This is a genomic window from Mycobacterium gordonae (assembly GCF_001417955.2).
In the GTDB taxonomy this organism is placed as follows: Bacteria; Actinomycetota; Actinomycetes; order Mycobacteriales; family Mycobacteriaceae; genus Mycobacterium; species Mycobacterium gordonae_B.
In genome coordinates, this window is the sequence record NZ_LKTM01000168.1 from 1 (window position 1) to 13702 (window position 13702).

Here is a 13702-nt window from a genome sequence, read left to right on the forward strand (position 1 = left end):
CGGAAAGGGCAGCGCCCTCGGCGGCGGAAAGGACGGCGCCACAGGCAAGGGCGGGGCAGGTGGCCAGGGCGGCACCGGTGGCACCGGCGGCACCGGCGGCAACGGCGGCAACGGCGGCGACTCAACCTCCGGCAGGCCACAGGCGGGTCAGGGCGGCCGCGGCGGCGACGGCGGCGTAGGCGGTGCCGCCGGAGCCGGCGGCCTCGGTGGCGGCACGGGCGTCAATCAGGGCGCTACCGGCGGCGTCGGCGTGCAGGGCAACGGTGGCCAGGGCGGCACCGGAGGCAACGGCGGCACTGGCAACGTCGGCGGCGTCGTCAACCCCGCGGGTGGTCAGGGCGGCAACGGCGGTAACGGTGGGACCGGCGCCAACGGCGGCAATGCGGGTAACGGTGGCCATGGTGGCGACGGCGGAGTCGGCGCCAACGCCGACGGCGCCCGCGGCGGCACCGGCGGCGTCGGCGGCACCGGCACGCAAGGCTTCGGTGGTCGCGGCGGCAACGGCGGCGATAGCGGCAACGGCGCGGACGCGTCCGTCCTGTTCGACGCCGGTGACGGCGGCGTCGGCGGCAACGCCGGCGGCGGCGGCAAAGGCAGTTCGTTCGGCCTCGGCGGCGCGGGCGGCACCGGCGGCCGGGGCGGCAACGGCGGCAACGGCATCGCACCGCCCTTCGGCAGCGGCTCCGGGGGTAGAGGCGGCGGGGGAGGCGCCGGCGGCTTCGGCGGCGACGGAGAGATCCCCGGGTTTGCGGTTCCCGGCGGCCTACCGAACGGAACCACGGGCGGTCAAGGCGGCGCCGGCGCTCAGGGCGGCGGCTGATTCAGTCGTACCCGCGCCGCATGTCCTCGACGATCCGCGGATTGTCCAACGTCGACGGCTCCATCGGCCGCGGCCGGACGTCCTCGGAGAACACCGTCGCGGCGTTCAGCACCCGCTGGTCGAGGTAGCGCAGCGGCGGAACATCGCGTGGCAGCGCCGCGATCGGCGCGGCGCCACCGCGTTGTGCCAGCACGAACCCCCAGTCCCCGAATGTGGGCACGTACACGTGGTACGGCGTGACGGCATAGCCGCCCGAATGGATGGTCGAGACGGTGCGCCAGAACGCCGTTCGGGTCGAGAACGGGCTGCCCGCCTGCACCACCATCAGCCCGCCCGGGTTCAGCACCCCCGCGACCAGCGCGTAGAACTCGGTCGAATAGAGCCGACCCAGTACGGGCGTGTCGGGATCGGGCAGGTCGACGATCACCGCATCGAAGCGATCCGACCGGGCGCCCCGCAGCCAGCTCAGCGCGTCGTCGATCACCACGCGCACCCGCGGATTGTCCAGCGACCCGCCGTTGGCGTCACGCATGGTGGTACGCGCCAGTTCGATGACCGCCGGGTCCAGCTCCACCTGCACGATCCGCTGCAGGCCCGGCTGGCGCAGCAGTTCGCGCGCCGCCAGCCCGTCCCCGCCGCCGAGCACCAGCACCGAACGGGCGCCGCCTCCGAGTGCCGGGTAGACCAGGCTCTCGGTGTAGCGGTATTCGTCCCGGGTGGAGAACTGCAGATCCCCGTCCAGGTAGAGGCGCATGTCGTTGTCGCGGCGGGTGACCACGATGTCCTGATAGGCGGAGTGCCGGTGGGCGATGATCGGGTCGGCGTAGAGCTGCTGCCGGGTGGAGATTTCGATGTCCTGGGCGCGCACCAGCAAAGTGATGAGCAGGGCCAGCGCCGCGGCCAGCGCGGCCAGCGCCGCCGCCAGCTGCCGCCCCGATACGACCCGGCGCAGCAGAAACACCGCGACGATTGCCGCGGCCAGCAGGTTGATGATGCCGGTGGCCGCCGCGCCGCGGATCATTCCCAGCTGCGGGAGCAGCAGGAAGGGCCAGGCCAGCCCACCCACCAGCGCCCCCAGGTAGTCGGCCGCGTTCAAGTTGGCCAGCGTGCGCCCGGTGTCGGTGGCCAGATCGGACGGGCCCGGAGCGCGTCCGCGCTGAAGCAGCGTCATCAGCAGCGGCACCTCGGCCCCCACCAGGCACCCGATGACCGCCGTGCTCACCGCCAGCACCAGCGTCGAACCGTCGACAAAGGCGAACGCGATGTACAGGGCTGCGGCCGACAATCCGCCGACGATGCCGAGCAGCACCTCTACCGCGATGAAGGTGATGGCGGCGCGCGCCAGCAGCGGCTTGATCAGCAGCGCACCCAGACCGAGCGCGGCGATGTACCCCGCGACGATCAGCGACGTCGCCACGATGCCGCCGCCGTTGAGGCTGGCCGACAACGTCAGCATCGCCAGTTCGTAGACAATCCCGCAGGCGGCACACGCGGCGACCGCGGCCAGCAGGATGGCTCGCCACCGCCCCAGCGACGGCGAAACGGGTTCGGCCGCAGCGGTTGTCGTCATAGCAACGCGGCCGCGTTGACCCCTCCCACCGCCAGCAGCATCGCCGCTGTGGCGAACGCCGCCGGATGCAGTGTGGGTTCCTCGACATGCTCGTGAAAGTTGCCCGGCACCGCTATTCGCAGTATGACCAGCGCCAGTCCCTGCAGGATGACGCCGATTCCGCCGTAGATCGCCACACCGAGCAGGCCCTCGCCCAGCTGGTTGGAGCTGGTATTGATCGCCGCGATGATGACGGTGCCCAGCGCCGCATACATCGCGGTGGCCAGGATGGCGGCGTTGGGCCGGCGCTCGATGAACACCAGCTGACGCAGATTTCCGGGGGTCAGGACGTCGACCATCAGGAACCCGGCGATCAGCACGGCGATACCGACCGCAAAGTAGAGGACTGTGGCGACGGCCCCGCGCAGGATCGGATCGAGGCTGACGCTGCCGAACTCCACCGCGCTGTAGTACATGACAGTCCTCCTTTGCGAGTGCCTACTTGACGCCGCCCGGGCCGCCGGGTCTGCCGCCCGAGCCGCCGGATGGGGATCCGGGCGTGAACCCGGGACCGAGGAAGACACAGGAGCCGTGGCTGTACCCGGCGCCCAGGTCTTCGACGCGGATGCTGCAGGGCCGGGTGCCGTCCGGGCCGACGATCACGACGTAGTCGCTGTACCGCAGATATTCATTGCCGCCGTCGGACGCCCGGGCGGAGGGCGACTTGTAGTGAGCCAGTGTGTCGGCCACCTGCTTGGGTGACCCGGAGCAGGAGTAGCGGTTCGCGTTCGCGTCGTGGGCATACTCCTGGTAGTGGCCGGCGATGTAGGAGCCGACGTCCCGGCTCACCAGCACGATGCCGAAGACCAGCGACACGCTGGCGGCCAGTGCCAGCCCGCCGGCGACCAGCAGCAGCCGGTTGCGGGTCACGGCTGCCACCGGCTGGCTGTGTAGACGACGGTCCCGCCTTTGCCGGTGGGGTAGAGGTGCCAGGTCTGCCACTGCCAGCCGTCGCCGTCGGGCTCGGCCGCCAGGGCCGTCAGCGCGGCGTCGTCGCCCGGGAACACGCCGCCCAGCCAGCCCGGGTCGCTTGCGCACCGCTCGCGCAAGTCGCCGGCCAGGGCGCGGAAGGTGGCTTCGTCGTGCGTCACGCTGTGCGATTCGAGGTGATAGCCCGGAGCATCCGAGTGCGCGGGCAGACCGTCCCCCGCGGCGCACGAGACCTGTTCGGAGAACCGGCCGGTGCCGTGTTCTACGGTGACGACGTGCGACGCACCCAGGACGCCCAGCAGTAGCGCGCCGCCGCGCGGATGTGCCAATCGGTAGCTGGCCAGCGTGGGCGGTGCCGCCGCGTTGAGCGCCAATGCCAGCCTGGCCCCGGACACATCGGCCGGAGCCACCGCCAGATGGTGGAGCGGCACCTCGGTCAGCCCGCGGATGCGGGGTAGACGGTGATCTCGCCGGTGAGCACGGTCTTGCCGGTGGATATCTCCCAGGGTGTTTCCGGTGCCCAGCGCTCGAACGAGAGCAGCGTGGCCCTATCGGCGCTCGCGTAGTCGACGTAGTCCATCTCGCCGCCGGGCGGCAGGCCGGTGGTGCCCTCGGTGGTGTAACCGGCGTGACCGCGCTCCACTTCGTGTAAGTCGGTGCCGTCGACCGTGTGGCGGCCGCCGGGCTGCAGGTTTAGATCCGTGCGTTTGAACCACATGGCCAGCTCGAGTCGGCCGTCGTCCTCCTCGACGCTGAACCAGACCGGCTCGTCACCGCCTTCGAGCAGGTGCTCCCACCACACGAACGGGCCTTCGCGGTAGGTGACCGAGCCGCGCACCACGTAGTCGGTGCCGCCGTGGCTGACGATCGCGCCAGGGCCGAGCTGGCGGGGACCGTATTCGGCGGGCATCGCGGTGAACGCGAGCGGGTCCTGCCTGGGTTTGGGGGTCTCGGGCGTTCTGGGCGCCTTCTTGAGCGCATAGACAAGCACCAGCAGAGACGCGATGAACAGCGCCACCGCGATCACGATGAGTTGTGCTCCCACGCGGACCTTTCCGTAGTGCGCATAACGTAACTCACGGCCGCAGCGCGTGTCTTTCATCGGAGATGTCCCACTTGGCGGCTAGGCTATCGAACAGCTGTTCGGAAACTCGGCCGATGACTCGGCCTCGGGAAAAACGTGGGGAGCTGCGGTGCGTGTGATGGGCGTCGACCCCGGCTTGACGCGGTGCGGCCTGTCGCTGGTGGAAAGCGGGCGCGGCCGGCAGATCACCGCACTGGACGTCGACGTGGTTCGCACCCCGTCGGGCGAGCCGCTGCACCGGCGGCTGCTGGCGATCAGCGACGCCGTCGACCACTGGCTGGACACCCACCACCCGGACGTGCTGGCCATCGAGCGGGTGTTCTCCCAGCTGAACGTCAGCACGGTGATGGGTACGGCGCAGGCCGGCGGGGTGATCGCGCTGGCGGCCGCCAAGCGGGACATCGACGTGCACTTCCACACGCCCAGCGAGGTCAAGGCGGCGGTCACCGGCAACGGGAACGCGGACAAGGCGCAGGTCACCGCCATGGTCACCAGAATCCTGGCGCTGCAGGCCAAGCCCACCCCGGCCGACGCCGCCGACGCGTTGGCTCTGGCCATCTGCCACTGCTGGCGGGCGCCCATGCTGGCCCGGATGGCCGCCGCCGAGGCTCAAGCGGCGCAGCAGCGGAGCAAATACCTGGCCAAGGTGAAGGCCGTCCGGTGATCGCCTCGGTGCGCGGTGAGGTTCTGGAGGTGGCGCTGGATCACGCGGTGATCGAGGCGGCCGGGGTCGGCTACCGGGTCAACGCGACGCCGTCGACACTGGCCACGCTGCGGACGGGCAGCGAGGCGCGGCTGATCACCGCGATGATCGTGCGCGAGGACTCCATGACGCTGTACGGGTTCTGCGATGCCGAGAACCGCGACCTGTTCCAGACGCTGTTGTCGGTCTCTGGTGTCGGGCCGCGGTTGGCGATGGCGACGCTGGCCGTGCACGACGCGACGGCGCTGCGCCAGGCGCTGGCCGACGGCGACGTCACCGCTCTCACCCGGGTGCCCGGCATCGGCAAACGCAGCGCCGAACGGATGGTGCTGGAACTGCGCGACAAGGTGGGCCTGGTCGCCGGGTCCGGTGCAACGCCGGCGGTGAACGGTCACGCCGTGCGCGGCCCGGTGGTGGAGGCGCTGGTCGGGCTGGGTTTTGCGGTCAAGCAGGCCGAGGAGGCCACCGACAAGGTGCTGGCGGCCGACCGCGAGGCGTCCACGTCGTCGGCGCTGCGGGCCGCCTTGTCGCTGCTGGGTAAGGCCAAATGAGCGATCCCGAGGACTTCGACGAGCGCGACGTCTCGCCGGCGCTGGCCGTCGGTGAGGGGGACATCGACGGCAGCCTGCGGCCCCGCTCGCTTGGGGAGTTCATCGGCCAGCCACGGGTCCGCGAGCAGTTGCAGCTGGTCATCGAGGGGGCCAAGAACCGCGGCGGCACCCCCGACCACATCCTGCTGTCCGGGCCGCCCGGCCTGGGCAAGACGTCGTTGGCGATGATCATCGCCGCCGAACTGGGATCCTCGCTGCGGGTGACCTCGGGGCCGGCTCTGGAACGCGCCGGCGACCTGGCCGCGATGTTGTCCAACCTGGTGGAGCACGACGTGCTGTTCATCGACGAGATCCACCGCATCGCCAGGCCCGCGGAAGAGATGCTGTACCTGGCGATGGAGGACTTCCGGGTCGACGTGGTGGTCGGCAAGGGCCCAGGTGCGACGTCGATTCCGCTGGAGGTCGCACCGTTCACGCTGGTCGGTGCGACCACCCGGTCCGGTGCGCTGACGGGCCCGCTGCGCGACCGGTTCGGGTTCACCGCGCACATGGACTTCTACGAGCCCGCGGAGCTGGAACGGGTGCTGGCCCGATCGGCCGGCATCCTGGGTATCGAGTTGGGCGCCGAAGCGGGGGCGGAGATCGCGCTCCGCTCGCGCGGCACCCCGCGGATCGCCAATCGGTTGCTGCGTCGCGTGCGTGACTTCGCCGAGGTGCGCGCCGACGGCATCATCACCCGTGACATCGCCAAGTCCGCGCTGGCGGTCTATGACGTCGACGAGCTGGGGTTGGACCGGCTGGACCGGGCGGTGCTGTCGGCGCTGACCCGCAGTTTCGGCGGCGGCCCGGTGGGCGTCTCGACGCTGGCGGTGGCCGTGGGCGAAGAGGCTGCGACCGTCGAAGAGGTGTGCGAGCCTTTCCTGGTGCGCGCCGGAATGGTCGCTCGCACGCCGCGGGGCCGGGTGGCCACGGCGCTGGCCTGGACTCATCTGGGCATGACGCCGCCCGCCGGGGTCTCGCAGCCCGGGTTGTTCGACTAGGAGGACTCAGATGGTCACCGCCGCTTTGATCTTCGCCGCGCTGGCCGCGGTCCTGCACGTCTACATCTTCACGATGGAGTCGTTGACGTGGACCTCCAAACGCACTCGCGCGACGTTCGGCACTACGGTCGAGGAGGCCGAGACCACCAAGCTGCTGGCGTTCAACCAGGGGTTCTACAACCTGTTTCTTGCCATCGTGTCGGGAGTAGGCATTGCCGCGATGTTCACCGGGCACCGTGACGTCGGGGCGGCCCTGGTGTTCGCCGGGGTCGGGTCGATGGCGGCGGCCGCGGTGGTGCTGCTGATTTCGGCGCGGGATAAGGCACGCGCAGCCGTGACACAGGGGCTGTTCCCGGCCATCGCGATCGTGCTGCTGCTGGTTGGTTTACTGACGTAACACCAGTAACACCAGTAACACCAGTAACACCAGTCACGGCGCAGCTCGGCATGACCTCGTTTGAAAAGCGATATCGCCGGCGATATCACCGGCGTCTGCGCGTTCGAATGAAAAGACAGCTGCTTTAACGCCTCGGGGTCCGGGTACCCACCCCGGTACCTACCGAGGGAGATGTCATGAAAACCATCGAGGACCGCCCCACCCGGGGACGAATCCCACGCTCGCGTGGCGCCGTGATCGGACTGCTGCTGGTGATCCTGGGCGCATGGGGAGCGCTGATCCCCTTCATCGGCCCGAACTTCGACTTTTCCTACACACCCGGCCAGGCCTGGACCTCCGCGCGCGGCTGGCTGGAGGTGCTGCCCGGCGTAGCCACCGCTGTCGGCGGCCTGCTGGTTATCGTCTCGCGTAACCGCGGCAGTGCCTTGCTCGGCGGCTGGCTGGCGGCGCTGGGTGGGGCCTGGTTCGTTGTCGGCCGCACTTTGGCGCCGTTGTCAGGCATCGGCTCGGTCGGCGATCCGGTCGGCGCCACCGACCGCAAGCGGGTCGCGGTGGAACTCGCCTACTTCTCCGGCTTGGGCGTCCTGATCGCCTTCCTGGCCGGTGCCGCTCTGGCCCGGATGGCGTTCCGGTTGGCGCGCGACGTGCGCCCCGTCGAGCCCGTTGCGCATCCGGTGGAACCGGCTACTGCGGAGCCGCAGTACAGCGGGTTGGTTGAGCCCGAACGCGAGGTGTCGACCGACGCTCTGACCACGCCGCGGGACCGGTTCGGGCCGGCCGACGGTGAAGCCGAGACTCGGCGTGGCGGGCTGTTCCGTCGCCACCGCACGCCGGCCGGGCACCCGCAGTAGCCAGTTCGCCGCGACCGGGCATCGCCGGTTATTTCGAGCGATGTCGGGTACCCGCCGGCCATGAAAAATGCAGAGCTTGAACACCCAGGCGGGCTGCAGATGCCCCGTTCCCGCGGCGCTGTCAGCGGATTACTGCTGGTCCTTGCCGGTGCGTGGGGGCGCTGGTCCCATTCTTAGGGCCGCGGTTCGATTTCGCCTACACCCGGGCGCAGGAGGGGGCCCAGGAGTGGGCATGGACCACCGCGCGCGGCTGGTTCGAAGTGCTCCCGGGCGCGGCGGCGGTTCTTGGCGGACTGCTTCTGATCGCCTCCCGCAACCGCGTCAGTGCGACGCTCGGCGGCTTGCTCGCGGTGTTCGCCGGCGCCTGGTTCGTCATCGGCCCCCGGGTGGCGCCGCTGATGCACCTCGGGACGATCGGTGATCCCGTCGGCGTCACCGAACGCAAGCGTGCCGTGCTCGAACTTTCCTACTTCACCGGTTTGGGCGTACTGATCGTCCTGGTCGGCGGGTTCGCAGTGGCCCGCACCTTCGCCCGCTTGGCCCGCGACATTCCCGCGCCGGTGCCCGCTGAGCCCCGCCGCGCGGACGCAGCCATGACGGCACCGGTGGCGGAAGCGCCGGCGTCGGAAGCGGTGACCAAGCCGCGCGGTGACCGGGTCGCGCCGGAGAACGACCCGCGGCGGTGGCGGGAGGTCCGCCGACCGCGGCAACAGGCCGGCGCGGGCCGCAGCAATGCCTATCTGCGCTGGCCCCACCCGCAGGGATGACTCCGCGTGGGCCGGGGGTCAGTGACTCCCACGGGTGTCGATGACTCGCTGCGCAATGTCGACCAGCGAAGTATTGCTCTCCTGCGACAGCCGCCGCAGCATGTCGAACGCCCGCACGTCGTCGACGTCGAAGCGCTCCATGATGATGCCCTTGGCCTGGCCGATGCGGTCTCGGCTCGCCACCGCGGACTGCAGGTTCTCACTCTGGTGGCTGGCCATCAGGGCGGCGGCGGCGTGGGCGGCCAGCACCATGCCGATCGTCTGCCGCTCGGCGTCCCAGTCTGTCGGCTGGTACCCGAACAGGTTCAGTGCGCCGGCGGTGCGTTCGTGGGTGTAGAGCCGGAAGGAAAGTCCACTGAGCACACCGAGCTTCTGGACGGCGGCAGAGTAGGCCGGCCACCGCGTTTCGTCGCGGAAGTCGTTGGTGCGCACGACGTCGTAATCCGACGACGAGGCTGCTTCAATACACGGCCCCTCGTTCAGGGTGTGCTGCAGTTCGTCGAGTTCGTGCGGCAGCGCGTCGGTGGCGGCGACCGAATCGAATCGCCCACCTTTGCTGATGAGCAAGATGCCGGCGGTATCGACACCGGGGATCAGTTCGACTGCCGCCGCAGTGACCTCGGTCAGGATGTCTTCGGCTCGGCGGGGTGCGGCGACGAGGCGCGCCAACTCGGCCATGCGCACGGCCAGATCATGCTTGGACGGCTCAGACATGGCCTGGAGTTTGCCCCTCTCGTCCGGCCGTCAAACCGAAGGCCCTGACTTGAACACCAGAGCAGGCGCCCGGTCTTGACGACCGAACGCCTGCCCCGGTGTGGCGATTACAGCAGCCCGAGTAGCCGCAGATCGCTCACGTACTTGGCGATGATCGCCGGTGTGACATGCGGGATGTCCTTATCAGGACCGATCTTCGCCTCCTGCACCGCCGTGCGGAAGACGTCGGTGGGAGCGATCGACCCGTTGATGGGCTTCTCCGGCTTCTGGTAGTTGTGCAAAAGCGGCAACAGCGAGGCACTGCGCTGCTTCTCAGGCAGGCCACGCAGGGCGGTCTCGAACCGCTGCAACCACTCGCCGTAGTCGGCGACACGGGAGATACCGCACCCGACTCCGCCTTCCGGAGAGATCATCCAGTCGACGAACTCATCGAAGCCGATACCGTCGTCGTAGGGGTTCATCACGTGGTAGGTCGCGAACCCGTCGCCGCTCTGTGCCCCGAGCACCGCCACGGCTTCGGCGATGAACTCGACCGGCAGACCGTCATAGTGGGCACGCTGCCGGTTGCCTTCGCCGTCCAGCTCGTAGAACGAACCGGGCGCAATCCCGGTGGCAGCCAGGCTCAAGATCGTCCGGGTGAACATGTCCGGCACATTGAGCTGACCAGCCCAGGTGGTGTCGGCCAGGATCATGTCGCAGCGGAACACCGCGACCGGCAGCCCGCACAGGTCGTGCGCCTCGCGCAGCAGCACCTCGCCGGCCCACTTGCTGTTGGCGTAGCCGTTGGCATAGCCGTCGTCGATCTGGCGGGTCGCGCTGATCTGCCGGATATCGGCGTCCTCCGTGAACGCACCCGGCGCGATCCCGCCGCCGACCGCGATCGTCGAGGTGTAGCTGAAGGGCTTGATCTTGCTGGTCAACGCCAGCCGGATCAGCTCCGCGGTGCCCAACGCATTCGGCCCGAACAGCTGGCTGTAGGGCAGCACGTGGTTCACCAACGCCGCCGGGTCCACGATCACGTCTACCGTGTCGGCCAGCCGCTGCCAGGTCACGCGGTCCAGGCCCAGGTCAGCCTCGCCTTTGTCGCCGGCCAGCACCTCGAGGTGCTTGGCGGCCAGCCCCTGGTAGTGCGCCAACAGCTTGGGGTCGCCGCTGTCGAACGTGGCGTCCAGCCGGGCGCGCGCGTCCTCGTCGGACTTGGCCCGCACCAGGCAGATCACCTTGCCGTCGACCAGGGCCATCCGCTGCAGCCACTCCAGCGCCAGGTAGCGGCCCAGGAAGCCGGTGGCTCCGGTCAGCAGCACGGTGCGCACCTGCTCGCTGGGTGCCGGCAGGCCGGGCGCGGCGGCCAGGGTGTCGGCGTCGATGAACTTGTCCAGCGTGAGGTCACTGGCGTGCACCTCGACGGCGTCCCGGCCGTGCACCGAGGCGAAAGTCGGCCGTTTCGAGCCGGGCTGACGCTCGGCCTCGATGTAGTTGGCCAGCGCCTGCAGGTCGTTGGCCGGGCTGACGATGACGCCCACCGGCACCTCGACCCCGAAGATCTCCTGCAGCAGGTTGGCGAAGGTCAAGGCGGACAACGAGTCCCCGCCCAGGTCGGTGAAGTGCGCGTCGGGGGACAGGTCGCTGCTCGCGGTGCCCAGCATCGCGGCCGCGGCCCGGCTCACCGTCTCCAGCACCGGTCCGTCGGCTCCGGCGCGCCGCAGCTCGCTCAGCTCACTGGCCTGACCGGCGGCCAGGTCGGCGTACAGCTGCTCCAGCCGCTCGCCGTAGTGCGCCTTCAGCTTCGGCCACGCCAGCTTGCGGATGCCGGTCAACAGACCGTTTTCCAGGGTGAACGGGGTGGTCTCGATGATGAAGTCGCGTGGCACCTCGTAGGACTGCAGCCCGGCCTCTCTCGCGACGTTCTGCAGCGAGTCGGCGATCATCGGCTTCAGCGCGTCGACATCATGCGCGGCCAGTGCGTCCTGCGTCGGCACCACCACGGCCAACAGGTAGGGGTGGGCGCTGTTGCCGTAGACGTAGATCTGCCGGACCAGCGGGCTGTTACCGAAGACGGCCTCCAGCTTGGCGACGGTGACGAACTCACCCTGGGCGAGCTTGAGCACGTTGTTGCGACGGTCGACGTAGCGCACCTGATCAGGGCCGACCTCGGCGACGACGTCGCCGGTGCGGTAGTAGCCGTCTTCGTCGAAGACGCTGGCCGTGATCTCCGGGCGCTTGTAGTAGCCGGGGAAGAGGTTCTCGGTCTTGAGCAGCAGCTCACCCCGCGGGTACGGCTGGTCGGTGGTGAAGTAACCCAGGTCAGGGACGTCGACCAGCTTGTAGTCGATCACCGGCGGGCGCTGCACCTCACCGTCGAACAGCACCATCCCGGCTTCGGTGGATCCGTAGCCGTCCAGCAGGTGCATCTCCAGCAGCTCTTCGGCCCACTTCTTCAGCTCCGGGGAGATCGGTGCCGAGCCCGTCATCGCGAAGATGAAGCGGCCGCCGAGCAGGTTCTCCCGTTGGTCGACCAGGACCTCGGCCTCAACGGCAGTGCGGTCCCCTCCATCGAGCAACCGGCGGTCCACCTCGCTCTGGAATTCGCCGTACAAGGTCTCCCAGATGCGCGGCACGAAGTTCATCTCGGTGGGCCGTACCAGGGCCAAGTCGTCCAGGAAGGTCGACAGGTCGCTCTTGGCGGCGAAGTACGCGGTGCCGCCGTTGCCGAGCGTGCCGTACAGGATGCCGCGACCCATGACGTGGCTCATCGGCATGAAGTTCAGAGTGATCGACGCGGCGGTCGGTCCGAACCAGTTCTTGGCCGACCGGCGGAACATCTTGCCGACGTTGCGCTGCGGGTACATCGCGCCCTTGGGGGCGCCGGTGCTGCCGGAGGTGTAGATCAGCAGGGCCAGCGCGTCGTCGGCCAGTTCCGCGTGTGGTTGCGCCGGGGCATCGGCGCCGCGCCGCAGAACCTCGGCCAGCGTCTCGACCACCACTCCGGTGTCGGACAGGGCGGCCACCGCGCCTTCCAGGGCTTCACGCTCGTCGTCGACCTGAGGGTGGTAGTCGAACACCACGAGCTTCGCGGGGGCTTCGGCCGCTCCGCGGATCAACGCGACGGCGTCGGTCAGCTGGTTCACGCTGGCCGCGATCAGGCTGGGCTCGGTCTCGGTGACGATCGGCTGCAGCTGGGCGATCGCCGCGCTGGTCTGCAGCGGTACCGACACCGCGCCGATCTGGCCGAGCGCCATGTCGATGGTGGCGTAGTCGACGCTGTTGAAGCCCAGTACGCAGACGCGGTCGCCGGTCTGCACCGCGTCGACCAGGGCTCGGCCGACGGTGGCGATCCGGTCACCGAGCTGGCGGTAGGTGATGGTCTCGAATCGGGGGAGCAGGCTCAGCGAGGTGCGTCCGGTCGCCGGGTCCGCAACGAACTCCACTGCCCGCTGGCCCAGCGCCGGCCGGTCGGCGTAGCCGTCGACCACCGTCTGAATGACCTGGGGCAGCCGCAGGTCCGGGTTCTCCAACGCCTCGGCCACCACCGGGTCGGGCTGGGCGGCGGCGAACTGGGGGTCGGTGGCAGCGAGCTCTTCGGCGCGGCGGGCGATCCGCTCCTCTTGTGTGGTCGTCATATCAGATCCTCTTTGAAATGAACCGGAGAAGAATGAAATCTAGGTGGCGCGACATTGCGCTGACAGAAAGAACGTTAGCTAAAGTAAAGATATTCCTCAATGGGGAACCGCTGCGTGTTGCCTGTGAATTACGCCACCAGGTCAGGCCCGGGAGTCGTCCGGGTCGAGCGCATCGAGCAGCCGCTGCATGGTTGTGCACATGTGCGCGAACTCGGCGGCCCCCACCAGCTGTGACCATCGTGCCTCGATATCGGCCACCCGATTTCCGGCGTCGGCGAGCAGGCGTTGGCCCCGCTCGGTGAGGTCGATGAGTTTGGCGCGGCCGTCGTCCGGGTCGGGCCGGCGGGCCAGGTATCCCAGCGTCGCAAGGTCGTTCACCAGTTCCGATGTTGCGGCGAGGCTCAGCTGCGCCCGTGCGGCCAGTTCGGTGAGCCGGATGCCGCCCATCCGGATGTTGCCGAAGATCTGCAGGTGCGGATCGCGGATGTCCCCGTAGCCCTGCTCGACGTGCGGTGCGGCCAGATCGGTGCGGAACTGTCTTGTGAGCCGCACCAACAGCTGGCCGATCGCTTGCCTATCCGGAGACAGATCGCTTGACGTAGCCACGATGACCGAA

13 protein-coding genes and 2 pseudogenes are annotated in these 13702 nt (G+C 69.2%); 7 read left to right on the forward strand and 8 right to left on the reverse strand.

Features of this window, described 5'->3' with window-relative positions; genetic code table 11:
- Window positions 1-820: pseudogene (locus AO501_RS38030) on the forward strand (cytochrome); the annotation flags it as partial.
- A 1-nt stretch (window position 821) separates the two neighbouring features.
- Here the strand turns inward: AO501_RS38030 and AO501_RS14160 are convergent.
- Genes AO501_RS14160 through AO501_RS14180 form a run of 5 tightly spaced genes read right to left on the reverse strand, consistent with a single transcriptional unit; the run spans window position 822 to window position 4404 of the window.
- The gene (locus AO501_RS14160; RefSeq protein WP_055578323.1) at window positions 822-2390 is read right to left on the reverse strand and encodes a polyamine aminopropyltransferase; all 1569 of its coding nucleotides are present in this window, start codon (window positions 2388-2390) and stop codon (window positions 822-824) included.
- A complete protein-coding gene (locus AO501_RS14165) occupies window positions 2387-2845 on the reverse strand; it encodes a DUF350 domain-containing protein (RefSeq protein WP_055578324.1) in 459 nt (152 codons plus the stop codon). Before AO501_RS14165 ends, AO501_RS14160 begins: the two co-directional genes overlap by 4 nt.
- A gap of 22 nt (window positions 2846-2867) precedes the next feature.
- Window positions 2868-3299 carry a DUF4247 domain-containing protein gene (locus AO501_RS14170; RefSeq protein ID WP_055578376.1) on the reverse strand — a complete coding sequence of 144 codons (432 nt, stop codon included), beginning with the start codon at window positions 3297-3299 and terminating at the stop codon, window positions 2868-2870.
- The gene (locus tag AO501_RS14175) at window positions 3296-3790 is read right to left on the reverse strand and encodes a DUF2617 family protein (protein WP_055578325.1); all 495 of its coding nucleotides are present in this window, start codon (window positions 3788-3790) and stop codon (window positions 3296-3298) included. Before AO501_RS14175 ends, AO501_RS14170 begins: the two co-directional genes overlap by 4 nt.
- Window positions 3791-3795: 5 nt before the next feature.
- Window positions 3796-4404, reverse strand: coding sequence for a DUF4178 domain-containing protein (locus AO501_RS14180; RefSeq protein WP_055578377.1), 609 nt, complete (start codon window positions 4402-4404; stop codon window positions 3796-3798).
- Between the two features lie 148 nt (window positions 4405-4552).
- Between AO501_RS14180 and ruvC the strand changes: the two genes are divergently transcribed.
- The 6 genes and pseudogenes from ruvC (at window position 4553) to AO501_RS14210 (ending at window position 8752) form a co-directional block, all read left to right on the forward strand.
- The gene (ruvC, locus tag AO501_RS14185; protein WP_055578326.1) at window positions 4553-5107 is read left to right on the forward strand and encodes a crossover junction endodeoxyribonuclease RuvC; all 555 of its coding nucleotides are present in this window, start codon (window positions 4553-4555) and stop codon (window positions 5105-5107) included.
- Window positions 5104-5697 (forward strand): Holliday junction branch migration protein RuvA, encoded by a 594-nt coding sequence (gene ruvA, locus AO501_RS14190; protein WP_055578327.1) that lies wholly within the window; start codon window positions 5104-5106, stop codon window positions 5695-5697. The genes ruvC and ruvA overlap by 4 nt, the downstream gene beginning before the upstream one ends.
- Window positions 5694-6737 carry a Holliday junction branch migration DNA helicase RuvB gene (gene ruvB / locus AO501_RS14195; protein WP_055578328.1) on the forward strand — a complete coding sequence of 348 codons (1044 nt, stop codon included), beginning with the start codon at window positions 5694-5696 and terminating at the stop codon, window positions 6735-6737. The genes ruvA and ruvB overlap by 4 nt, the downstream gene beginning before the upstream one ends.
- A gap of 10 nt (window positions 6738-6747) precedes the next feature.
- On the forward strand, window positions 6748-7134 hold the full coding sequence (locus tag AO501_RS14200; protein ID WP_055578329.1) for a DUF1304 domain-containing protein: 387 nt from the start codon (window positions 6748-6750) through the stop codon (window positions 7132-7134).
- Between the two features lie 176 nt (window positions 7135-7310).
- On the forward strand, window positions 7311-7985 hold the full coding sequence (locus AO501_RS14205) for a hypothetical protein (RefSeq protein WP_055578330.1): 675 nt from the start codon (window positions 7311-7313) through the stop codon (window positions 7983-7985).
- Window positions 7986-8045: 60 nt separating this feature from the next.
- Window positions 8046-8752: pseudogene (locus AO501_RS14210) on the forward strand (hypothetical protein).
- Between the two features lie 18 nt (window positions 8753-8770).
- Here the strand turns inward: AO501_RS14210 and AO501_RS14215 are convergent.
- From AO501_RS14215 to AO501_RS14225, 3 genes are all read right to left on the reverse strand, one after another.
- Window positions 8771-9466: a GAF and ANTAR domain-containing protein gene (locus AO501_RS14215; protein WP_055578331.1), complete on the reverse strand. Its 696-nt coding sequence runs from the start codon at window positions 9464-9466 to the stop codon at window positions 8771-8773.
- Between the two features lie 107 nt (window positions 9467-9573).
- Entirely contained in the window at window positions 9574-13086 is a 3513-nt protein-coding gene (car, locus tag AO501_RS14220) for a carboxylic acid reductase (protein ID WP_055578332.1), read from the reverse strand.
- A gap of 141 nt (window positions 13087-13227) precedes the next feature.
- The gene (locus AO501_RS14225; protein WP_197419844.1) at window positions 13228-13692 is read right to left on the reverse strand and encodes a MarR family winged helix-turn-helix transcriptional regulator; all 465 of its coding nucleotides are present in this window, start codon (window positions 13690-13692) and stop codon (window positions 13228-13230) included.
- Window positions 13693-13702 lie beyond the last annotated feature (10 nt).